Genomic DNA, 19935 nt, shown 5'->3' with positions numbered 1-19935 from the left:
CGCGACGCTTGCCCAACGCAACGCGCCCGCCTAACCCCGCCCCATGGCCGACCACCGCGATACCGGGCTGACGCTCGATCCCAAATTCGATGCGCAGGGACTTCTCACCGCGATCGTCACCGACCGGACGAGTGGCGAACTCCTCATGGTCGCGCACATGAATGCGGAAGCGGTCGCCGCGACGCGTGATACCGGTGAGGCGCATTTCTGGTCGCGCAGCCGGGGGCGACTTTGGAAGAAGGGCGAAAGCTCGGGCAACGTCCTGTCCGTTATCGAGATCCGAATCGATTGCGACCAGGACGCGCTCTGGCTGATCTGCGAACCGGCGGGGCCGACTTGCCATACCGGGCGACGTAGCTGCTTCTACCGGCGGATCGACGGTGACGGGCTGGTGCCGGTCGCGTGATCCGGCGGGGGGCGCTCTTGTCGCTCATGATGCTGACCGCGGCTTGCAGTGCGTCCCACGGCGGCGACGGCAGCGAGAATGCCGCTGGCGAGCAATTGGAGCGCGCGGGCATCGCCGCCGGACTGGTCGCCGATCCAGCGGCGGCGCCGCTCGACGGGATATGGTCGCGCGACACGGACCGGATGTGCATTCTGCCGCGATTGGGCGACAGTGACGGCTCGACCCGCCGAATCGGCGTGGTCCTCGACTATGGCGAAGGGCAGGGCTGCGTCGCGCGGGGGACGTTGAAGCGTCGCGGGGCGCAATTGAACGTCGCGTTCGGCGATTGCCGCTTCGCCGCCCGCTTCGACGGCGAGAGCATCCAATTTCCCGCCGCCCTGCCGAATGCTTGCGAGCGTTTGTGTACCGGACGGGCGACCATGTCCGCCCTGATCGTCGAGCGGATCAGCACGTCGACGGCAGAGGCGCGAACGCTGCGAAGCGGCGATGGCGGTGCGATGTGCGACGATCGCGCGGGCTGATTGACGTTGACGTAAAGGGCATTTAGCGTTCGCGTCCATGCCGAACTTCGCTGCCCTCGCCGCCACGCCCGCCCGGAGCGACCGCGACGATTATTCGATCACGCAATTGTGCGCCGAATTCGGCGTGACCGCGCGGGCACTGCGCTTCTACGAGGATGAGGGGCTGATCTCGCCCGAACGGCGGGGGACTCAGCGCATCTACTCGCAACGGGACCGCGCCCGGCTCGCCTGGATCCTGCGTGGCAAGCGCGTCGGGTTCAGCCTGGCCGACATCCGCGAGATGATCGATCTCTACGATCTGGGCGATGGCCGTCGTCAGCAGCGTGAAGTGACGATCGCGCGCTGCGCCGCCAAGATCGAGGCCCTGCATGCGCAGAAGCGGGATATCGACGCCGCGATCGCGGAGCTGACCGAATTCGTCGCGCTGGTCGAGTCGCATCGGGACCAGGCTTAGGCGGGTCGACATTCAGCTTAATCTACCCTCTCCCCTCCACGAGCGGCGAGGGCGCCGATGCGAAAATCAGGGCTGCCGGGCCTCCCCGGTGCCGCTCGCCCGCCGAACCCCCGCCAGCTCGCCCGTTGGTGCCGGTGTCGCGACCGCTTGCGGCGTGGGGGACGGCGTCGGCGCGGGGGGAGTGACGGTCAGCGTCTGCCGCTTCATGCAGCGGGCGCCGCGGGCATTCGTGTAGAGCGTGCAGTTCCACAGGGTCCGCTGCAGCCCGGAGGCCGTGTCGCGCAGATAGCTGAATGCCATGCTTTCCATCTGCGCGTTCGTCAGCGGCACCGATTGCGGCAGGCGAACCCCCGCGCGCCAGCTCATCACCGCGCAATGCTTGCGCTCGCCGCACAGCTTGAGCGCGTAGGCGGGGAAACCCTCCGGCACCAGTCCGGGGGGCAGCGTCACCAGGAACATGTCGGCATCGCTGGCCAGCGGCGCGGTCGCGCCCGTCGCGACGGCGGCCTCGGCCAGCGCGGCGCCCGCCTCGTCGGTGGCAGCGGCGGCGGCACGATGGGCGGGGGAGATGGGCGCGAGCTGGACGATCACCGGCTCGCCCGACACCGGATGGCGGTTGAAGGCGGGCGGTGTGCCCCACCATCCGGACCATCGGAAGAACAGATGGCTGCCGACCCGCGCCACCTTGTCGAGGCTGGCCTGCCAATAGGGGACGACCCAGTCGGTATGGTAATGGGTCGCATGGCCGACCGCGCGAAAGACCTTGCCGTTCAGCGCCATGGCGGCGATTTCGCGCGCGCGGGTCCAGGCCGCCTCGGGCGGTTGCCATCTGGTCAGCGCTCTGTCGCAGCTGAAGGTGAACTGGCACCCGGTCGCGCGCTCCTGCCCCTCGAACACGACACCACACACCGTCTTCGGGAAAGCCGGATGGCGCAGGCGGTTGAGCACGACCTGCGCGACCGCCTGCTCGCCCCTCGCGTCGTCGCCTGCCTCATACAGCACCCCCGCCGCAAGACAGTCGAGCGCGCGCGCCCTGTCCTCCGCCGTGCCCTGAAACACGAAGGGCCGCGCGGCTGGATTCGGATCGGTCGAGAAGGGGACGCCGTCGTTGTAGGCGCGCGCTTCGTCGGGGGTCATGTCGATGAATGCGACCGGTTCGACCGGCGGGATCTCGGCTGGCGGGACCACGCGCGCCGGTCGCGCCGCCCGTTCGGGCGACGCGCGTCGGGCCTGGGGAATGGCGGGAGCGTTCGCCACGAGCAAGGCCGGCACGACGCTGGCCGTACCGGCGATGGCGAACAAGGCCGCGCGGATGCCGCCGCGCGGCCGATCGGGTTCGCTCACTGTTCGGGGAGGAAGTCCGGCACCGACAGGTATCGCTCGCCCGTGTCGTAGTTGAAGCCCAGGACGCGCGTGCCGTCGGGCAGGTCGGGCAGCTTCTGGAGGATCGCGGCGAGCGTCGCGCCAGACGAGATACCGACCAGCAGCCCCTCTTCGGTCGCCGAGCGGCGCGCCATGTCCTTGGCAACATTGGCGTCGACCTCGATCACTCCGTCGATCGCCTGCGTGTGCAGATTGGCGGGGATGAAGCCCGCGCCGATACCCTGGATCGGGTGCGGGCCCGGCGCGCCGCCCTGAATGACGGGCGATGCGGCGGGCTCGACCGCATAGACCTTCAGATTCGGCCATTCCTTCTTCAGCGTCTCGGCGACGCCGGTGATATGGCCGCCGGTGCCGACGCCGGTGATGATCACGTCGATCGGCGAATCGCGGAAGTCGTTGAGGATCTCCTGCGCCGTGGTGCGGACGTGCACGTCGATATTCGCCGGGTTCTCGAACTGCTGGGGCATCCAGGCGCCAGGCGTCTCGCGAACGATGTCCAGCGCGCGCTCGATCGCGCCCTTCATGCCCTTTTCACGCGGGGTCAGGTCGAAGGTCGCACCATAGGCGAGCATCAGGCGACGCCGTTCGATCGACATGGACTCGGGCATGACGAGGATCAGCTTGTAGCCCTTGACCGCCGCGACCATCGCCAGGCCGACGCCGGTATTGCCGCTGGTCGGCTCGACGATGGTGCCGCCGGGCTGCAGATCGCCGCTGGCCTCCGCCGCCTCGATCATCGCGAGCGCGATCCGGTCCTTGATCGACCCGCCGGGGTTGGAGCGCTCCGACTTGATCCAGACCTCCGATCCGGGGAACAGCCGCTGGATCTTCACATGCGGCGTGTTGCCGATCGTTTCCAGGATGGTGTTGGCCTTCATGGCTTGGCTTCTCCGTGGCTAGGTTCGGTTTCGAGGATCTCTGGCGGATCAAAGGTTCTGGCGCGCCGTAGTTCCGGAAACAGCCGCGACCAGAGCAGCGTGACGCCGATCGCGCCGATGCCGCCGAACACCACCGCGCCGACGGGGCCGAGGATGGAGGCCATCACCCCGCTCTCGAATTCGCCCAGTTCGTTCGAGGCCGAGATGGTCAGCTGCGACACCGCGCTGACCCGTCCGCGCATGGCATCGGGGGTGTGGAGCTGGATCAGCGACTGGCGGACATAGACCGACACCATGTCCGCGCCGCCCGCACAGACGAGCGCGATCAGGCTGAGCACGAAGGCCGGGTGGACGAAGAGGTTGAAGCCCCCCAGGTCGAAGGTCATGCTCGCCAGGCCCAGCGCGCCCGTTATGTGGCTGGCGATGCCGAAGGTCAGGATGGAGAGGCCGAAGACGACGACCGCGACCAGCATCTTGACGCCGACATTCTGCGTCATCGGTCGGAAGGAGAACCAGATGGCGGTGGTCGCCGCGCCGATCCCCATGCCCGCCGCGAGCACGCCAAGCCCCTGCGACCCGACATGCAGGATATCACGCGCATAGACCGGCAGCAGGGAGGTCGCGCCCGCCAGCAGCACCGCGAACAGGTCGAGCGTGATCGCCGCCTGGACCAGCCGGTTGCGGCGGACATAGCTGAACCCCTCGACGATTCGGGCGAGCGGGCGATGATCGGTCTGTGCGGGCGGCTGCGGCACCGGGCCGATCAGGAAGATGCACAGCAGCGCGACGCCGAACAACAGCGTCGCCACGCCGTAAGCGAATTCGGGATGGACCGCGTAGAGCAACCCGCCGACGCTGGGCCCGGCGATCGTGCCGACCTGCCAGGCGATCGAGCTGACCGCGATCGCGGTCGGCAGGCTTTCGCGCGGCACGAGATTGGGAGCGAGCGACGAATAGGCGGGGCCCGAAAAGGCCCTGGCGATGCCGAACGCCACCGCGGCCGTGAACAGCGCGCCCAGCGTCAGGTGCCCGGACCAGGTCAGCAGCCACAGCGTGGCGGCGGTCAGGACGAGCAGCGCCGTCGTCGCCCGCACGATCCAGCGGCGGTCGACGCTGTCCGCGACCAGTCCGGTGATCGGGGTGAGCAGGAACAGCGGCACGAACTGCGCAAAGCCGATCATGCCGAGCATGAAGGCGGCCTGGCGGACATCCATCGTCTCGCGCGCCAGATTATATACCTGCCAGCCGATGACGATCGACATGGCCGATACCGCGATGGTCCCGCTGAAACGCGACAGCCAGTAGCTGCGGAAATTGGCGATGCGGAACGGGTGCGTGGGTCTATCCATGATTGACGCGCGTTGTAGGCTTGGCCTTGCCGACAAGGCAACCGAGGCAAAGCTATTCGCCCCTAAATTCCCGCTGTCCTGGTGGGAATTCAAAGGGGGAATTGAGTTTCGCGACAAAGCACGCCAATAGGCGTCGATCCTTCCCCAACGGAAACAAAGGTGTTCCCGACTGTGGCAAAAGCTCCAAGCCGTACCAGCGAGCCCCCCATTCCCAATCGGGAGCGTCCCGCCGAACCGCAACCGTTCCAGGCTAACAAGGAACAGTTGCTGGATTTCTACAAGCAGATGCTCCTGATCCGTCGCTTCGAAGAAAAGGCGGGTCAGCTTTATGGCCTGGGCCTGATCGGCGGCTTCTGCCACCTCTATATCGGCCAGGAGGCCGTGGCGGTCGGTCTGCAGTCGGCGCTCGACGGCGACAAGGATTCGGTCATCACCGGCTATCGCGACCATGGCCACATGCTGGCCTATGGCATCGATCCCAAGGTCATCATGGCCGAGCTCACGGGGCGTGCCGCCGGCATCTCCAAGGGCAAGGGCGGGTCGATGCACATGTTCTCGACCGAGCATAAGTTTTATGGCGGCCACGGCATCGTCGGCGCGCAGGTGTCGCTGGGCACCGGCCTGGCCTTCGGGCACAAGTACAGCAATGACGGCGGCGTATGCCTCGCCTACTTCGGCGACGGCGCGGCCAATCAGGGCCAGGTGTACGAGAGCTTCAACATGGCCGAGCTGTGGAAGCTCCCGATCATCTTCGTGATCGAGAACAACCAGTACGCCATGGGCACGGCCGTGAACCGCGCCTCGTCCGAGGACCAGCTCTATCGCCGTGGCGAAAGCTTCCGCATCCCCGGCATCCAGGTCGACGGCATGGACGTGCTGGCGTGCCGTGGCGCGGCCGAAGAGGCGCTGGCCTGGGTCCGCGCGGGCAAGGGTCCGGTCATCCTCGAGATGAAGACCTATCGCTATCGTGGTCACTCCATGTCCGACCCCGCCAAGTATCGCAGCCGCGAGGAAGTGCAGGGCGTGCGCGACAAGTCGGACCCGATCGACCACGTCAAGAAGCTGCTGGAGGCCGAAGGCGTCACCGAGGCCGATCTGAAGGCGCTGGAGCAGGACATCCGCAAGACGGTCAACGAAGCGGCGGACTTCGCCGAGCAGACCCCCGAGCCCGATGCGGCTGAACTCTACACTGAAGTGCTGGTGGAGCGTTACTGAGATGGCGATCGAGATCAAGATGCCGGCCCTTTCGCCGACGATGGAAGAGGGCACGCTCGCCAAGTGGCTGGTGAAGGAAGGCGATACGGTCAAGTCCGGCGACATCATGGCCGAGATCGAGACCGACAAGGCGACGATGGAATTCGAAGCCGTTGACGAAGGCGTGATCGCCAAGATCATGGTTGCCGAGGGCACCGACAATGTGAAGGTCGGCACCGCCATCGCGCTGCTGGCCGAAGAGGGCGAGGACGTCGCGTCCGCCGCCGCTTCGGGTTCGCGTTCGGGCGATGCGGCCAATGCCGCGCCGAAGAACGAGGCGACCGACCACAACGCCCCGCCGATGCCGGAAGGCGCGGCGGCCGCCGAGCAGGAGAGCGGCACGCAGAAGCTGGTCGCCGCCGCCGAGCAGGAAGCGCCCGCCTCGCCGGAAATCCCGGAAGGCACCGAGATGGTGAAGCTCACCGTCCGCGAAGCGCTGCGCGATGCGATGGCCGAGGAAATGCGCGCCGACGACCGCGTCTTCGTGATGGGCGAGGAAGTCGCCCAGTATCAGGGCGCGTACAAGGTGACGCAGGGCCTGCTCGACGAGTTCGGCGACCGTCGCGTCATCGACACGCCGATCACCGAATATGGCTTTGCCGGTGTCGGCACCGGTGCCGCCATGGGCGGCCTGCGTCCGGTCATCGAGTTCATGACGTTCAACTTCGCCATGCAGGCGATCGACCACATCATCAACTCGGCCGCCAAGACCAACTACATGTCCGGCGGCCAGATGCGTTGCCCGATCGTGTTCCGTGGTCCCAACGGTGCCGCCAGCCGCGTCGGCGCGCAGCACTCGCAGAACTACGGCCCGTGGTACGCGAGCGTGCCCGGCCTGATCGTGATCGCGCCCTATGACGCGGCCGATGCCAAGGGCCTGCTGAAGGCCGCGATCCGCTCGGAAGACCCGGTCGTGTTCCTCGAGAACGAGCTGATGTACGGCCGTTCGTTCGACGTGCCCAAGCTCGACGATTTCGTCCTGCCGATCGGCAAGGCGCGGATCATGCGCGAGGGCAAGGACGTGACCCTGGTCTCTTACTCGATCGGCGTGGGCGTCGCGCTCGAAGCCGCCGAGAAGCTGGCCGCCGAGGGTATCGATGCGGAGGTCATCGACCTGCGCACCCTGCGTCCGCTCGACACGAAGACGGTGTTGAAGTCGCTCGCCAAGACCAACCGCCTGGTCGTGGTCGAGGAAGGCTGGCCCACCTGCTCGATCGCGACCGAAATCGCTGCGGTCGTCATGGAGGAGGGGTTCGACGACCTCGACGCGCCGGTTCTGCGGGTGACCAACGAGGACGTGCCGCTGCCTTATGCGGCGAACCTCGAGAAGATCGCGCTGGTCGATGCCAACAAGGTCATCGCCGCCGTCAAGAAGGTCACCTATCGCGGCTGAGCGATGGCTCCTTCGTCACGATGAGGAGAGGGCCTTCCGGGAATCCGGGAGGCCCTTTTTCATGGTCGCCATCCGTGCGAAGGGCGAACCATGACCGATGCCCCCCGCTCCGAGCCGACCCATCCCGCGATCGAAGCGGTGATGCGCGAACAGGCGCTGGCCGTCGGCTATGCGCCAGCAGCGGCGCGTGACGGCTTCGCGGCACTGCTCGATCTGGACCACCAGCTCGCATCGATCCTGCAAAGCACGACCGAGCCGATGATCGGTCAGATGCGCCTGACCTGGTGGTATGAGGCCCTGGAGAAACTCGACCAGGGTCCGGCACCCGCGCATCCGGTGTTGCAGCGGCTGGCGGCCACGGCGTTGCCGGGCGGCGTGCGCGGGGGCGACCTCGCGCCGATGATCGAGGGGTGGGAGGCGCTGCTCGATGATGGCGAGCCACTGGATGACGACCGGATCAGCCGCCATGCCGAGGCGAGGGGCGGGATTTTGTTCGCCAGTATCGGGCGTCTGCTCGGGGTCGATGATCTCGGAGCGTTGGGCGTCGCGTGGGCGAGGGCCGATCTGGCGACGCATCTTACCGACAAGGGGGTGGCGGGTCGGGCGGGCGATGTCGCGATGGCGGAGCTGGACGCGTCGCTGGATCGCAAGAAGCCAAAGGCGGCTCGCGGACTGACGGGGCTGGCCGTGCTGGCGCGCGAGGGCCTTCGGCATCCCGATCGATCGCCGGGGCATCCCCTGCGTGCGGCCCGGCTGGCATGGCACGGCCTGACGGGGCGGTAAGGCTCTCCTTCGCCTGAACTTATCTCGTTCCTTTCATGTGCGATAGGCTGACCCGGCCAAGGGTAGGGGAAGGACACACGAAGACCTTGCCGCCAAACCCCGCGCCCGTTTACCCTGGGCCGTGTCTGACGGGGGGAGACGTGAGGTATGTGGCGCTATCTGGCGGGTGGTTTTGGCGCGCTGCTATTGGTGGGCGCGGGACTGTTCCTTTGGGGAAGCCGCCCGGACTCCCCGTCACCACTACCTGCTGCGAGCGCGGCGGTCGGTTTGCCATCTCAAGGCGCCGAGGAGGACGACGGTGCGCTGCCCGAGGCGTCCGCCAGGACCCGCGAGCAGAAGCGCTTCGACCGCTACGACAAGGATCGCGACGGCGCGATCACGCGTGACGAATATCTGGCCGCGCGGCGCAAGGCCTATGCGAAGCTCGACCGCGATGGCGACGGCAAGCTGTCGTTCGACGAATGGGCGGTGAAGGCGACGACCAAATTCGCCATCGCCGACCGCGACAAGTCTGGGGCGATGAACCCGGCCGAATTCGCGACCACGGCGGTCAAGCGTCGACCGGCTCGGCGGGGCTGTCCACCGGCGCAAAAGGCACCGGCTGAGGCACCGGAGCAGGCCCCGGCGGAAGAGAGTTGAGCCAGCCGGGCAGGGCATCGCGCGCCCGGTCGGTATACATCTTCTTCCGATCGGCCTTCTTGGTACGGCCGGGGATCGGCGGGAACAGGCCGAAATTGACGTTCATCGGCTGATAGGTCTCGGCCTCCGCCAGCCCCGTGATATGGCCGAGCAAGGCGCCGAGCGCCGTCTCGACCGGCGGCGGTGCGATCGTCCTGCCGGTCAGCTCGGCGGCGGCGAAGCGTCCCGCCAGCAACCCGATCGCCGCGCTTTCGATATAGCCCTCACAACCGGTGATCTGGCCCGCGAAACGCAGATTGGGGCGCGATTTCAGCCGGAGCGTAGAGTCGAGCAGCTCGGGCGAGCGGATGAAGGTGTTCCTGTGCAGGCCGCCCAGCCGCGCGAACTCGGCCTTTTCGAGGCCCGGAATGGTCCGAAAAATGCGAATCTGTTCGGCATATTTCAGCTTGGTCTGGAAGCCGACGATGTTCCACAGCGTTCCCGCCGCATTGTCCTGACGGAGTTGGACCACGGCATAGGGCCAGCGCCCGGTACGAGGATCGTCCAGCCCGACGCCCTTCATCGGTCCGAAGCGTAGCGTCTCGACCCCGCGCTCGGCCATCACCTCGACCGGCATACAGCCGTCGAAATAGGGCGTGTCCTTCTCCCATTCGCGGAATTCGGTCTTCTCGCCATCGAGCAGTGCCTGATGGAAGGCCAGATACTGGTCCTTGTCCATCGGGCAGTTGATATAGTCCTTGCCCGTGCCCTTGTTCCAGCGGCTCTGGAACCAGGCCACGTCCATGTCGATCGACTCCCGGTGGACGATCGGGGCGATGGCGTCGAAGAAGGCCAGCGCCTCCGCGCCGGTCGCCTCGCCGATGCCCCCTGCCAACGACGGCGCGGTGAGGGGGCCCGTCGCGATGATCGCGGGCCCCTCCGGCAGGGCGTCGATCCGCTCGCGCATGATGGTGATGTTGGGATGCGCCTCAAGCGCCACCGTCACGCCGCCGGAGAAGCCGTCGCGATCCACCGCCAGCGCCGAGCCCGCTGGGACCGCATGGGTGTCGCCCTTGGCCATGATGATCGAGCCGAGCGCGCGCATCTCCTGGTGCAACAGCCCGACCGCGTTCGAGGTCGCATCGTCCGAGCGGAAGGAGTTGGAGCAGACCAGCTCCGCCAGATCGCCACCGTGATGCGCGGGCGTCGTGTCCGCACCGCCGCGCATTTCGGACAGGCGCACCTTCAGCCCCGCCTCGGCGAGTTGCCACGCGGCTTCCGAGCCCGCCAGCCCGCCGCCGATCACATGAATGTCATAGGTCATCGCACGGCCTTAGACCGGGCGGGCAGCGAGTGGAAGCACTTGGCGCGGGAGGCGAAGCACCCCACTTGCGGGAACATGACCACCATCTTCACCATCGGGTACGAGGGCGCGACCGTCGACGGGTTTCTGGCGACGTTGCAACAGGCGGGCGTCGCGCGGCTGATCGACGTGCGGGCGCTGCCGCTGTCCCGGCGGCCGGGCTTTTCCAAATCGTCGCTGGCGGCCTCGCTGAAGGCGGCGGGGATCGATTATGTCCATCTCAAGGACCTCGGCACCCCGAAGCGCGGGCGCGATGCGGCGAAGAAGGGCGATGTCGCCACCTTGCAGGCGGTCTATGATGACCAGCTTGCGCTGCCCGAGGCACAGGCCGCGGCGGCGCGAATGCTGGACCTCGCCGCGGAGGCGCCGAGCGCGCTGCTCTGCTATGAGCGTGATCCGTGTCATTGCCATCGGACGCTGCTGCTCGACGCGGTGGGCGAGGGGATGAAGGTGGTCGATCTCTACGTCTGACGGCTGGGACGCGAGCGTCTCGCGAGGGACTCCCATTGCCGCGATGGCGTCAGCCGGTGATCGGCAGCCGAACCGTCCCGTCCTCGTCGCGCTGCAACGGGCCGTATGCGATCACGGCCGTCAGCGGCAGCGGGGCGTAGAGATGCGGGAAGAGTTGGCCGCCCCGGCTCTCTTCCCACTTCACCGCATCGCCCATCGCCTCCAGATCGACCGCCGCGACGTGCAGGTCGGTCTGTCCGGCGAAATGCTTGTCGACCGTCTCGGTCAACTGGGCGGCGGTGGACATGTGGATATACCCATCGGCCATATCCACCGGCGCCCCCGCAAAGGCGCCCTCCTTCTCCAGCACCGCCATCTGATCGGCGGTCAGCACCTTATAGGCGGTGGTGGAGCGGGGCGGTGTCATTCGCCATCCTCGGGGCCAGCGGCCAGGTTTTCGCCCACCACCGCATCGGGTTCGGGCGCGATCTCGCCGGTGCCGTCGGCCAGGTTCATCTCGGCATCCTCCTCGGTCTCCTCGATCCGCGCGGCTGAGACGACATGCTCGCCCGGCGCGACGTTGAAGAGCCGCAGACCCGCCGAGCCGCGCCCGATGACGCGGAGCGACGCCAGCGACATGCGGATCAGCTTGGCCTGATCGGTGACGAGCATCAATTGATGCCCCTTGGCGGCGGGGAAGCTGGCGACGACCTCGCCGTTGCGGGCGATATTGTCGATATTGGTGATACCCTGACCACCACGGCCCGTGCGGCGATATTCATAGGCCGAGGACAGCTTGCCATAGCCATTGGCGCAGACGGTCAGGATGAACTGCTCGTTCTCGCGCATATGCTCGAACATCTCGATGTCGAGCGTCGGCTCGCCTTCCTTCTCGCCCTTCCAGGGCGCGAAGCGGAGATAGGCCTCGCGCTGCTCCTGATCCGCGCCCGAACGGTGGAGAACGGACAGCGAGATGACCTCGTCGCCTTCCTTGAGGGTCATGCCGCGCACGCCCGTCGAGGTCCGGCTCTGGAACTCGCGAACGTCGTCGGCGGCGAAGCGGATCGCACGGCCGCATCGCGTGGCGAGCAGCACATCGTCTCCGGCGCCGAGCAGCGCGACGCCGATCAGCCGGTCCTCGCTCTCGTCGTCGAAGCGCATCGCGATCTTGCCGTTCGAGGGCACGTTGGTGAACGCATCCATCGAGTTGCGGCGCACCGCGCCCTTGGCGGTGGCGAACATGACGTGGAGCTTGCCCCACTCCGCCTCGTCCTCCGGCAGCGGCAGCACGGTCGAGATGACCTCGCCGGGTGCCAGCGGCAGCAGGTTGACCATCGGTCGCCCGCGCGTGGCGGGGCCGCCCTCGGGCAGGCGCCACACCTTGTAGCGATAGACCTTGCCATGGTTCGAGAAGAACAGGACCGGCGTGTGCGTGCTGGTGACGAACAGCTCGGTGACGACGTCCTCGTCCTTGGTCGCCATGCCAGAGCGGCCCTTGCCGCCCCGGTTCTGCGCGCGGAAGGCATCGAGCGGGGTGCGCTTGATATAGCCCTGCATGGTCACGGTGACGACCATGTCCTCGCGCTCGATCAGGTCCTCGTCGTCGATGCCATCGGCGGCGGCGGCGATTTCCGAGCGGCGCGGGGTCGCGAACTGGTCGCGGATCGCCACCAGCTCGCCGCGCATCACCTCGTACAGCTTCACGCGGTTGGCGAGGATCTCGAGCAGATCGGTGATCGAGTCTGCCAGGCCCTTCAACTCGTCGCCGATCTCGTCACGGCCCAGCGCGGTCAGGCGGTGCAGCCGCAGGTCCAGGATCGCGCGGACCTGCGTCTCCGACAGGCGATAGGTGTCGCCAAAGCCTTCGCTCTCGACCGCTTCGACCAGGCGGATATAGGGCGCGATCTCGGCGATCGGCCATTCGCGGGACAGCAGGGCTTCCCGCGCGGCGACCGGCGAGGCGGAGCCACGGATGATCCGCACCACCTCGTCGAGATTGGTGACCGCGATGACGAGGCCGAGCAAGATGTGCGCCCGCTCGCGCGCCTTGGCCAGTTCGAACTTCGAGCGGCGGGTGATCACCTGCTCGCGGAACTGGACGAACGCCTGGATGATGTCGCGCAGGTTCAGCAGCTCGGGACGGCCGCCGCGAATGGCGAGCATGTTGGCCGGGAAGCTGGTCTGGGCGGGGGTATGGCGCCAGAGCTGGTTGAGCACGACCTCGGGGGTCGCGTCGCGCTTCAGGTCGATGACGATGCGAACGCCTTCGCGGTTCGATTCGTCGCGGATATCGCTGATCCCCTCGATCCGCTTTTCCTTGGCGGCCTCGGCGATCTTTTCGACCAGCGCGTTCTTGCCCTGCTGGAAGGGGATTTCGGTCAGGACGATGGCCCGGCGGTCGCCGCGCATCTCCTCGATCTCGTGGCGCGAACGCACGATGATAGAACCACGCCCGGTCTGGTACGCCGAACGCGCGCCCGAGCGGCCCAGGATGAGCGCGCCCGTCGGAAAGTCGGGGGCAGGAACGATCTCGTTCAGTTCCTCGACCGTGATCGCGCCGTTTTCCATATACGCCAGGCAGGCATTGACCACCTCGCCCAGGTTATGCGGCGGGATGTTGGTCGCCATGCCGACCGCGATACCGCCCGCGCCGTTGACCAGCAGGTTCGGATATTGCGCGGGCAGGACCGAAGGTTCGCGCTCCGAGCCGTCATAGTTGGGCTGGAAGTCGACCGTGTCCTTGTCGAGATCGTCGAGCAGCGAGTTGGCGACCTTGGCCAGACGCGCCTCGGTGTAACGCATCGCGGCGGGCGGATCGGGGTCCATCGAGCCGAAATTGCCCTGGCCGTCGATCAGCGGCACGCGCATCGACCAGTCCTGCGCCATGCGGGCCAGGGCGTCGTAGATCGCGCTGTCGCCGTGCGGATGGTATTTACCCATCACGTCGCCGACGATGCGCGCCGACTTGCGATAGGGCTTGCCCGCGACGAAGCCGCTTTCGGCGGCCGAATAGAGGATGCGGCGATGGACGGGCTTGAGGCCGTCACGCACGTCGGGCAGCGCGCGCGCCACGATCACGCTCATCGCATAGTCGAGATAGCTCGACTTCATCTCGTCGACGATGGAGATCGTCGAAATATCGGAAGGTTCCGCGAGGGTCGTCTCGTCGGCCAAGTCTGTTGCTTTCCGGGTTGGTGTTCAGATGGGAAATGTCGTTCCTAGCCCAGCGGAAAGCCCCTGACCACCCCCGCGCGGCCCATTCGCGAGCGGCCGTTCGGCAGGGACGGCGGGCGCGCAAGCGGCGCTGCGGGGGCGGGCCCGGCGGTCCGGCTCCCCCCACGGCAGCGGATGCGGGACTTGGGAAATACTGGCCGCCGACGGGAGTGGAACGGCGACCAGCGCGATTCATATGCGAGAGGCACGGTTTCGGCCGGATGTCACAGATGTTACGATGTTGTAATCCGGATGATAATGAGCCCCGGGCGTGCGCTTCGACTTCGCTCGGCGCGAACGGAGGGGGGATGGGGTGGAGGCGTCAGGGCTGAACCTCTTTGCCCTCCCAGTCGAACAGCTTGCCACTGTCTGGCGCGCGCAGGCCGTCGAGGACGTCGAGCAGTTGCACCGCCGCTCGGTCGGGCGTGAACAGGCCGCCGGGGCGGACATTGCCCTGGAACGGTTTGGACAGCGCGGTATCGACCGTACCCGGATGCAGCGCGACGACGATCGAGCGGTCGTTTCGCCGCTTGTGCTCGATCGCCAGCGTGCGAATGAGCTGGTTCAGCGCCGCCTTGGACGCGCGGTAGCCGTACCAGCCGCCCATCCGATTGTCGGAGATCGATCCGACCCGCGCCGACAGCGCCGCGAAGATCGTCTTCCCCGAACGGGGCATCAGCGGCAGCAGGTGCTTGGCGACCAGCGCCGGGCCGATCGCGTTGACGGCGAAATTGCGTGCGAGCCATAGGGGATCGAGCTGATCGATCGCCTTTTCCGGCCCCCGCTCGCCGTCATGGAGCAGCCCGGTCGCGACGATCACCAGATCGGGGGCGGGGCCCTCCGCGATCCGCCGGGCGGCGGCGGCGATCGTCGCCTCGTCCTCCAGATCGATATGCCCCGCGCCGGTCAGCGAGCGGGCGTAGCGCGCGACCGCGACGCCTTCCTCCTCCAGCGCGTCGGCGATGCCCTTACCGATGCCGCCAGAGGCGCCGATGACTACCGCCTGTTTCCATTCGCTCATCGCACGAACCTCCATGTCGTCGGCGTGCTCGCCTCGGCGTCGAACGCATAACCGTCGCTATCGAACCCGCGCATCGCATCGGTGTCGGTGATCGCATGTTCGATCATCCAGCGGGCCATGGCGCCGCGGGCCTTTTTGGCGTGGAAGCTGATGAACCGCTCCCCCTCACGGAAATCGACCGCGATGACGCGGATCGCGGGAGGCAGCTTGCCGTCGACCGCGTGCCAATATTCCTGGCTGGCGAGGTTCAGGATCGTGCCCGAGCCCTCCGCTTCGACCTCGGCGGCGAGGTGGCGCGCGATCCGGTCGCCCCACCAGTCGGTCAGCTTGTCCCCGCGCGGCGCCCAGCGTGTGCCCATCTCCAGCCGGTAGGGGCGCATCGCGTCGAGCGGCCGCAACAGGCCATAGAGCCCCGACAGCATCCGGAGGTGGTCCTGGGCGAATCGCACGGCGGGCGTGTCGAGCGATTTGGCCTCCAGCCCGGTATAGACGTCGCCCGCGAAGGCGAACATCGCCGGGCGTTCGGGCGCCTCCGCATAGTCGCGAAAGCGCTCGGCATTCAGCTTTGCCAGCGCCGGGGAAATCCGCATCAGCGAACCCAGCTTGTCCTCTCCGAGCCCGGCGGCGGCGGCGGCCAGCGTCCGGGCCTCCTCGGCGAAATGCGGTTCGGTCGGCTGGAGGTCGGGCAGGGGGCTCTTATAGTCGAGCGTCTTGGCGGGCGAAATAACGGCGATCATGATGGCCGCCGCGCTAGCGCCCGGAGCGTTCGCGTTCAATCCGCGTTCAGCGCTTGCTGGTTAAGGGAGGCGCGCATCATCGCATTGCTTGAACGCGAGGCGCGCTGTCCCTATCAAGCCGTCACAAACGGCTTCCGGACCTGACAGGCTCTATTCTTGGAGAAAATTCGCATGAAGATCATCCCGAAGCTCGCGCTTGCGGCCGTGCTGGCGACGAGCGTGAGCGGTGTGGCCCTGGCCGTCCCGGCAGCGGCCGAGAAGAAGAAGGAAGAAGCCGGTGGCCTGAAGCTCAGCCCCGAAGCGCTGAAGGCCGCGCAGGCCGCGCAGCCCGTGCTCCAGCAGAAGAACTATGCCGCGGCCGATCCGCTGGTCTCGGCGGTCGAGGCCGCGGCCAAGACCGAGGACGACAAGTATATCGCGGCGGCGCTCCGCTACGAGCTCGAATCGGGCAAGCTGTTCGCGGCTCAGCAGGCCAATCCCAACGCGCCGGTCGACGAATCCTCGCTCGCCAAGCCGCTCGACGTGCTGATCGCCAGCCCCTCGACCCCGGCGGCGGACAAGCCGCGCTATGTCTTCCGTCGCGGCGCGCTCGCCTATAACGGCAAGCAATATCCGATCGCGCTGCAATATTTCCAGCAGGCCAAGCAGCTCGGCTATCAGGATCCGAACCTGCAGATGCTGATCGTCAAGGCGAAGATGGACTCGGGCGACGTCGCAGGCGCCAATACCGAGCTGGCGAGCGCGATCGACCAGATGAACGCGTCGGGGCAGAAGGCGCCGGAGGATTACTACAAATACGCCATCGGCCGCGCGAACAAGGCCAAGATGGTCCCCGAGACGCTGGCGTGGATGCGCAAGTGGATCGTCGCCTATCCGACCGCGCAGAACTGGCGCAACGCACTGGTCATCTATGGCCTGCAGCCCGGCTCGCTGGCGACGCTGGACAAGAACCAGCGGCTCGACCTGTTCCGCCTGATGCGTGCCACCAAGTCGCTGGCCGACCAGAACGACTATATGGAATATGCGCAGTACGCGACCGACAAGGGCCTTCCGGCCGAAGCCGAGAAGGTGCTGAACGAAGGCATGGCGTCGGGCAAGATCCCGGCGGGTAACGCCACCGCCAAGGCGATGCTGGCCGCCGCGACCGCCAAGAGCCGTCAGGAAGGCTCGCTCGCCCCGACCGAGGCGCGCGCCAAGTCGGCCGCCGACGGCAAGCTCGCCGCGCTGACCGCCGAGGCCTATTATGGTCAGGGCAACTACGCCAAGGCGGCAGAGCTGTACCGCACCGCGCTTCAGAAGGGCGGCGTCGATGCCAATGAGGTCAACACCCGCCTCGGCATCGCTTTGGCGGCGCAGGGCGACAAGGCTGGCGCCAAGGCCGCCTTCGACGCCGTCCAGGGCCAGCCGCGCGCCGATCTGGCGGGCTTCTGGAAGACCTATCTGGACGCGCAGGTCTGATCCCGAAGACCCCCGCGCCCAAGTGGCGCGGGGGATATTCTCAGCGGGTCTTGTGCCGCCTCCGTTCGGCCTGAGCCAGGTCGAAGGCCACGGGATTGCCGCCGCCCAGAAAAAAGCCGACCGTCCCCCCGGTGGGACGGTCGGCTTTTTCGCGTCCATATCCGGACCGATCAATCCGCTTCGATCGGAATCCCGGAGACCTGCTTGGCGGTCCGTATCGTCAGCGATGTCTTGACGCTGGCGACATTGGGCGCCGGGGTCAGGTGGGTAGTGAGGATTTCCTGGAAGCTCTTAAGGTCGGACGCCACGATCTTCAGGATGAAGTCGATCTCGCCATTCAGCATATGGCATTCGCGCACCTCCGGAATGCCCGCGACATGCTGCTCGAATGTGGCGAGGTCGTGCTCGGCCTGGCTGCGCAGCGACACCATCGCGAACACGGTGATCGGAAAGCCCAGCCGCGCGGCATCGAGATCGGCGTGATAGCCCCGGATCGCGCCCGCTTCCTCGAGCGCGCGGACACGGCGCAGGCAGGGAGGGGCGGTCAGGCCGACCCGCTCGGCCAGCTCGACATTGGTCATACGGCCGTCGGCCTGCAACAGCGCCAGGATCTGCCGATCGATACGATCGAGCGCCATTACACGATACTCCACATAAAAAGCCGATTCCCCATGATCTGTGACGGCGGACTATAAGAAAATTACGCCCTACCGCAATTCTCCCATATTGCAACGGGACGCTTTTGCATATTTGCAGTTACCAGTTGGAAGGATAAGGACGCTAAGTCAGGCTGGTTATGGCGATACAGCCAAGCGTGAAGGGAGCTTTGTGCGGTTCGACGATAGCCTGGCGACGATTCTATCGGCCGATATGGGTTCGCCCTTTGGCGCGCAGACCGCCTGGCGGCAGCTTGTCGACCTGATGGCCCGTGGCCGCGTTCCGGCCGATCCGCCGATGCTCGCCCGGCTGCATGATCTGCGCGATGTGGTGGCGGAAGATATCCGTGCGGCCAGTGCGCGTGTCCTTCGCGCGGGGACACCGCCCGCAGCCCTGGTCGCCTTCTTTGCGCAAGACGTGTTGCCCGTCGCTGCGCCCGTGCTGCGCGATGCGGCACTATCGGATGAAGACTGGCTGGCGATCCTGCCGCGGCTGACGCCGGGCGCGCGATCCGTGCTGCGCCACCGGCGCGACCTGTCGGAGACGGTGCGGCGCGGGCTGGTGAGCTTCGGCAACGTCGATTTCGTCCTGCCCAATCTGGTCGAGCCCACCGAAACCCATGTGGAGCCGACCGTCCAGACGAAGCCGACCGAACCGGTCGCGCAGCCCGTCGCCCCGGAGCCGGAGGCCGAGGTCTCGTTGCCCGACGATGCCTTTGAGGAAGACGAAGGACTGCCGCTGTCCGTCCTGCTCGATCCGATCCCTATCCAGGCCGCGACGCCGTTCGTGGCGCTGGGGCAGGTCGCGCGCGGGTTGCCGTTCATGGCGGAGGCGCTTCGTCATGCGGGGCCCCCCGCCGCGCCGCCGCGCTATGAAATCGCGGATCTCGTCGCGCGGATCGATGCCTTCAACCAGCGGCGTGAGGAGATGCCGGGCGCGGTCGCTGGCGATGCCGGGCCCGCCCATTTCGACTTCGAGACCGACGCGCATGGCCTGATCCTGGGCGTCGAGGGTGTCGCGCGGGGACCGCTGGTCGGCGTCAGCCTGGCCGATAGCGGGATGCAGGGACTGGCGCAGTTCGACGGCGTGGCGATGGGGGCGTTCCGGCGTCGCTCGCCCTTCCGCGATGCGCGGCTGGAGATTGGCGGCAACTCGGCGGCGGCGGGTTCGTGGCGCGTGTCCGCCATGCCCTATTTCGATCCCGCGTCGGGCGGCTTCCTGGGCTATCGGGGAAGCGGACGGCGGCCGCGTCGCGACGAGATCGCTAATGCGCGCGAGAGCGCCTCGGCTGCGGAGGCGTCGTCCTCCGACTCGCTTCGCCAACTGGTCCACGAACTGCGTACCCCGGCCAATGCCGTGGCGGGTTTTGCCGAGCTGATCGAAAGCGAGCTGCTTGGCCCGGTCGCGCCGGTCTATCGCGACCGGGCGAGCGCGATCCGGTCGATGGCTTCGGACCTGCTCGCCTCGGTCGAGGATCTCGACACCGCCGCGCGGATCGAGGGCCGGGTCCTGGAATTGCGGCCGACGGTCGTTCCGCTGGTGCCGTTGATCCAGCGTGTGCTGGTCGAACTGCGCCCGCTGGCCGAATTGCGGCGGGCCGAGATCCGGTTCGATCCGCCGGTCACGTCACCGGCGGCGATGGCCGACGACCGGGCGAGCGAGCGGCTGGTCACGCGGCTCTTCTCCGTGCTGCTGTCGAATTGCGTCGTGGGCGAGCGGCTCGGTGCGACGCTATCGGTCGAGCAGGAGATGGTGACGTTGCGCGTCGACCGGCCGCTCGCGCTGACGGTCGAGCCCGAGGCGGCGCTCCTGAGCGAGGCTGGCGACGAGGAACAGCGAGAAGGCGCGCCCTTGCTCGGCACGGGTTTCTCGTTGCGCCTGATCGACAAGCTGGGGGCGGAAATGGGTGGTGGTCTGACCATCGGCCTTCATCGGGTCGTCCTGGCCCTGCCGCTGGGGCGTGAGCAGCGCGCGGGGCAGGCGTCGACCCGCTGACC

General features: G+C 67.1%; 19 protein-coding genes. 10 read left to right on the top strand and 9 right to left on the bottom strand.

Features of this window, described 5'->3' with window-relative positions; genetic code table 11:
• Positions 1 to 43: 43 nt before the first annotated feature.
• The 3 genes from hisI to LRP66_RS02065 are packed head-to-tail and all read left to right on the top strand — an operon-like array spanning position 44 to position 1381.
• Positions 44 to 406 carry a phosphoribosyl-AMP cyclohydrolase gene (gene hisI, locus LRP66_RS02075; RefSeq protein ID WP_230480832.1) on the top strand — a complete coding sequence of 121 codons (363 nt, stop codon included), beginning with the start codon at positions 44 to 46 and terminating at the stop codon, positions 404 to 406.
• A gap of 26 nt (positions 407 to 432) precedes the next feature.
• Positions 433 to 927: a hypothetical protein gene (locus tag LRP66_RS02070; RefSeq protein ID WP_230480831.1), complete on the top strand. Its 495-nt coding sequence runs from the start codon at positions 433 to 435 to the stop codon at positions 925 to 927.
• A gap of 37 nt (positions 928 to 964) precedes the next feature.
• Complete coding sequence (locus LRP66_RS02065) at positions 965 to 1381, top strand: MerR family transcriptional regulator (RefSeq protein WP_230480830.1); 417 nt, start codon at positions 965 to 967, stop codon at positions 1379 to 1381.
• Positions 1382 to 1447: 66 nt separating this feature from the next.
• Here LRP66_RS02065 and LRP66_RS02060 read toward each other — a convergent pair whose 3' ends face one another.
• The 3 genes from LRP66_RS02060 to LRP66_RS02050 are packed head-to-tail and all read right to left on the bottom strand — an operon-like array spanning position 1448 to position 4991.
• A complete protein-coding gene (locus tag LRP66_RS02060) occupies positions 1448 to 2725 on the bottom strand; it encodes a cell wall hydrolase (protein ID WP_230480829.1) in 1278 nt (425 codons plus the stop codon).
• Positions 2722 to 3642 carry a cysteine synthase A gene (gene cysK / locus LRP66_RS02055; RefSeq protein ID WP_230480828.1) on the bottom strand — a complete coding sequence of 307 codons (921 nt, stop codon included), beginning with the start codon at positions 3640 to 3642 and terminating at the stop codon, positions 2722 to 2724. Before cysK ends, LRP66_RS02060 begins: the two co-directional genes overlap by 4 nt.
• Entirely contained in the window at positions 3639 to 4991 is a 1353-nt protein-coding gene (locus tag LRP66_RS02050) for an MFS transporter (RefSeq protein WP_230480827.1), read from the bottom strand. The genes cysK and LRP66_RS02050 overlap by 4 nt, the downstream gene beginning before the upstream one ends.
• A gap of 171 nt (positions 4992 to 5162) precedes the next feature.
• Between LRP66_RS02050 and pdhA the strand changes: the two genes are divergently transcribed.
• From pdhA to LRP66_RS02030, 4 genes are all read left to right on the top strand, one after another.
• A complete protein-coding gene (gene pdhA, locus LRP66_RS02045) occupies positions 5163 to 6206 on the top strand; it encodes a pyruvate dehydrogenase (acetyl-transferring) E1 component subunit alpha (protein ID WP_230480826.1) in 1044 nt (347 codons plus the stop codon).
• Between the two features lies 1 nt (position 6207).
• Positions 6208 to 7638: a pyruvate dehydrogenase complex E1 component subunit beta gene (locus LRP66_RS02040; protein ID WP_230480825.1), complete on the top strand. Its 1431-nt coding sequence runs from the start codon at positions 6208 to 6210 to the stop codon at positions 7636 to 7638.
• A 90-nt stretch (positions 7639 to 7728) separates the two neighbouring features.
• Complete coding sequence (locus LRP66_RS02035; RefSeq protein WP_230480824.1) at positions 7729 to 8421, top strand: squalene/phytoene synthase family protein; 693 nt, start codon at positions 7729 to 7731, stop codon at positions 8419 to 8421.
• A 147-nt stretch (positions 8422 to 8568) separates the two neighbouring features.
• Positions 8569 to 9060, top strand: coding sequence for an EF-hand domain-containing protein (locus LRP66_RS02030; RefSeq protein WP_230480823.1), 492 nt, complete (start codon positions 8569 to 8571; stop codon positions 9058 to 9060).
• Here LRP66_RS02030 and trmFO read toward each other — a convergent pair.
• On the bottom strand, positions 8972 to 10363 hold the full coding sequence (gene trmFO, locus LRP66_RS02025; protein ID WP_230480822.1) for a methylenetetrahydrofolate--tRNA-(uracil(54)-C(5))-methyltransferase (FADH(2)-oxidizing) TrmFO: 1392 nt from the start codon (positions 10361 to 10363) through the stop codon (positions 8972 to 8974). The two genes, LRP66_RS02030 and trmFO, sit on opposite strands and share 89 nt — an antisense overlap.
• A gap of 75 nt (positions 10364 to 10438) precedes the next feature.
• Here trmFO and LRP66_RS02020 point away from each other — a divergent pair, with 75 nt between their 5' ends.
• The gene (locus LRP66_RS02020) at positions 10439 to 10873 is read left to right on the top strand and encodes a DUF488 domain-containing protein (protein ID WP_230480821.1); all 435 of its coding nucleotides are present in this window, start codon (positions 10439 to 10441) and stop codon (positions 10871 to 10873) included.
• Between the two features lie 49 nt (positions 10874 to 10922).
• Here LRP66_RS02020 and LRP66_RS02015 read toward each other — a convergent pair whose 3' ends face one another.
• The 4 genes from LRP66_RS02015 to yaaA all read right to left on the bottom strand — a co-directional run bounded on the left by LRP66_RS02015 (position 10923) and on the right by yaaA (position 15823).
• Positions 10923 to 11279 carry a DUF952 domain-containing protein gene (locus LRP66_RS02015; RefSeq protein ID WP_230480820.1) on the bottom strand — a complete coding sequence of 119 codons (357 nt, stop codon included), beginning with the start codon at positions 11277 to 11279 and terminating at the stop codon, positions 10923 to 10925.
• Positions 11276 to 14026, bottom strand: a complete 2751-nt coding sequence (gyrA, locus tag LRP66_RS02010) for a DNA gyrase subunit A (protein WP_230480819.1) — start codon at positions 14024 to 14026, stop codon at positions 11276 to 11278. Before gyrA ends, LRP66_RS02015 begins: the two co-directional genes overlap by 4 nt.
• A gap of 361 nt (positions 14027 to 14387) precedes the next feature.
• Positions 14388 to 15086 carry an SDR family NAD(P)-dependent oxidoreductase gene (locus tag LRP66_RS02005; RefSeq protein WP_230480818.1) on the bottom strand — a complete coding sequence of 233 codons (699 nt, stop codon included), beginning with the start codon at positions 15084 to 15086 and terminating at the stop codon, positions 14388 to 14390.
• Positions 15083 to 15823, bottom strand: a complete 741-nt coding sequence (gene yaaA, locus LRP66_RS02000; protein ID WP_230480817.1) for a peroxide stress protein YaaA — start codon at positions 15821 to 15823, stop codon at positions 15083 to 15085. The genes LRP66_RS02005 and yaaA overlap by 4 nt, the downstream gene beginning before the upstream one ends.
• Before the next feature lie 171 nt (positions 15824 to 15994).
• Here yaaA and LRP66_RS01995 point away from each other — a divergent pair, with 171 nt between their 5' ends.
• On the top strand, positions 15995 to 17281 hold the full coding sequence (locus tag LRP66_RS01995; protein WP_230480816.1) for a hypothetical protein: 1287 nt from the start codon (positions 15995 to 15997) through the stop codon (positions 17279 to 17281).
• A gap of 170 nt (positions 17282 to 17451) precedes the next feature.
• On the opposite strand, the gene LRP66_RS01990 is transcribed toward LRP66_RS01995, so the two are convergent.
• On the bottom strand, positions 17452 to 17919 hold the full coding sequence (locus LRP66_RS01990; protein ID WP_230480815.1) for an Lrp/AsnC family transcriptional regulator: 468 nt from the start codon (positions 17917 to 17919) through the stop codon (positions 17452 to 17454).
• A gap of 190 nt (positions 17920 to 18109) precedes the next feature.
• Here LRP66_RS01990 and LRP66_RS01985 point away from each other — a divergent pair, with 190 nt between their 5' ends.
• Positions 18110 to 19933, top strand: coding sequence for a sensor histidine kinase (locus LRP66_RS01985; RefSeq protein ID WP_230480814.1), 1824 nt, complete (start codon positions 18110 to 18112; stop codon positions 19931 to 19933).
• The last annotated feature ends 2 nt before the right edge of the window (positions 19934 to 19935 follow it).

This window comes from Sphingomonas sp. Leaf21, assembly GCF_916858675.1.
Lineage (GTDB): Bacteria > Pseudomonadota > Alphaproteobacteria > Sphingomonadales > Sphingomonadaceae > Sphingomonas.
The sequence above is the reverse complement of the archived record's forward strand: the minus strand, read 5'-3'. Positions and strand labels throughout refer to the sequence as shown.

Bases quoted from the DNA above. Each gene is read 5' to 3' on its own strand.
- LRP66_RS01995 (WP_230480816.1), top strand. From the start codon at position 15,995: ATGAAGATCATCCCGAAGCTCGCGCTTGCGGCCGTGCTGGCGACGAGC.
- LRP66_RS01990 (WP_230480815.1), bottom strand. From the start codon at position 17,919: ATGGCGCTCGATCGTATCGATCGGCAGATCCTGGCGCTGTTGCAGGCC.
- LRP66_RS02070 (WP_230480831.1), top strand. From the start codon at position 433: ATGATGCTGACCGCGGCTTGCAGTGCGTCCCACGGCGGCGACGGCAGC.
- hisI (WP_230480832.1), top strand. From the start codon at position 44: ATGGCCGACCACCGCGATACCGGGCTGACGCTCGATCCCAAATTCGAT.
- yaaA (WP_230480817.1), bottom strand. From the start codon at position 15,823: ATGATCGCCGTTATTTCGCCCGCCAAGACGCTCGACTATAAGAGCCCC.
- trmFO (WP_230480822.1), bottom strand. From the start codon at position 10,363: ATGACCTATGACATTCATGTGATCGGCGGCGGGCTGGCGGGCTCGGAA.
- cysK (WP_230480828.1), bottom strand. From the start codon at position 3,642: ATGAAGGCCAACACCATCCTGGAAACGATCGGCAACACGCCGCATGTG.
- LRP66_RS02050 (WP_230480827.1), bottom strand. From the start codon at position 4,991: ATGGATAGACCCACGCACCCGTTCCGCATCGCCAATTTCCGCAGCTAC.
- LRP66_RS02020 (WP_230480821.1), top strand. From the start codon at position 10,439: ATGACCACCATCTTCACCATCGGGTACGAGGGCGCGACCGTCGACGGG.
- LRP66_RS02035 (WP_230480824.1), top strand. From the start codon at position 7,729: ATGACCGATGCCCCCCGCTCCGAGCCGACCCATCCCGCGATCGAAGCG.
- LRP66_RS02040 (WP_230480825.1), top strand. From the start codon at position 6,208: ATGGCGATCGAGATCAAGATGCCGGCCCTTTCGCCGACGATGGAAGAG.
- LRP66_RS02030 (WP_230480823.1), top strand. From the start codon at position 8,569: ATGTGGCGCTATCTGGCGGGTGGTTTTGGCGCGCTGCTATTGGTGGGC.
- LRP66_RS02005 (WP_230480818.1), bottom strand. From the start codon at position 15,086: ATGAGCGAATGGAAACAGGCGGTAGTCATCGGCGCCTCTGGCGGCATC.
- LRP66_RS02015 (WP_230480820.1), bottom strand. From the start codon at position 11,279: ATGACACCGCCCCGCTCCACCACCGCCTATAAGGTGCTGACCGCCGAT.
- LRP66_RS02065 (WP_230480830.1), top strand. From the start codon at position 965: ATGCCGAACTTCGCTGCCCTCGCCGCCACGCCCGCCCGGAGCGACCGC.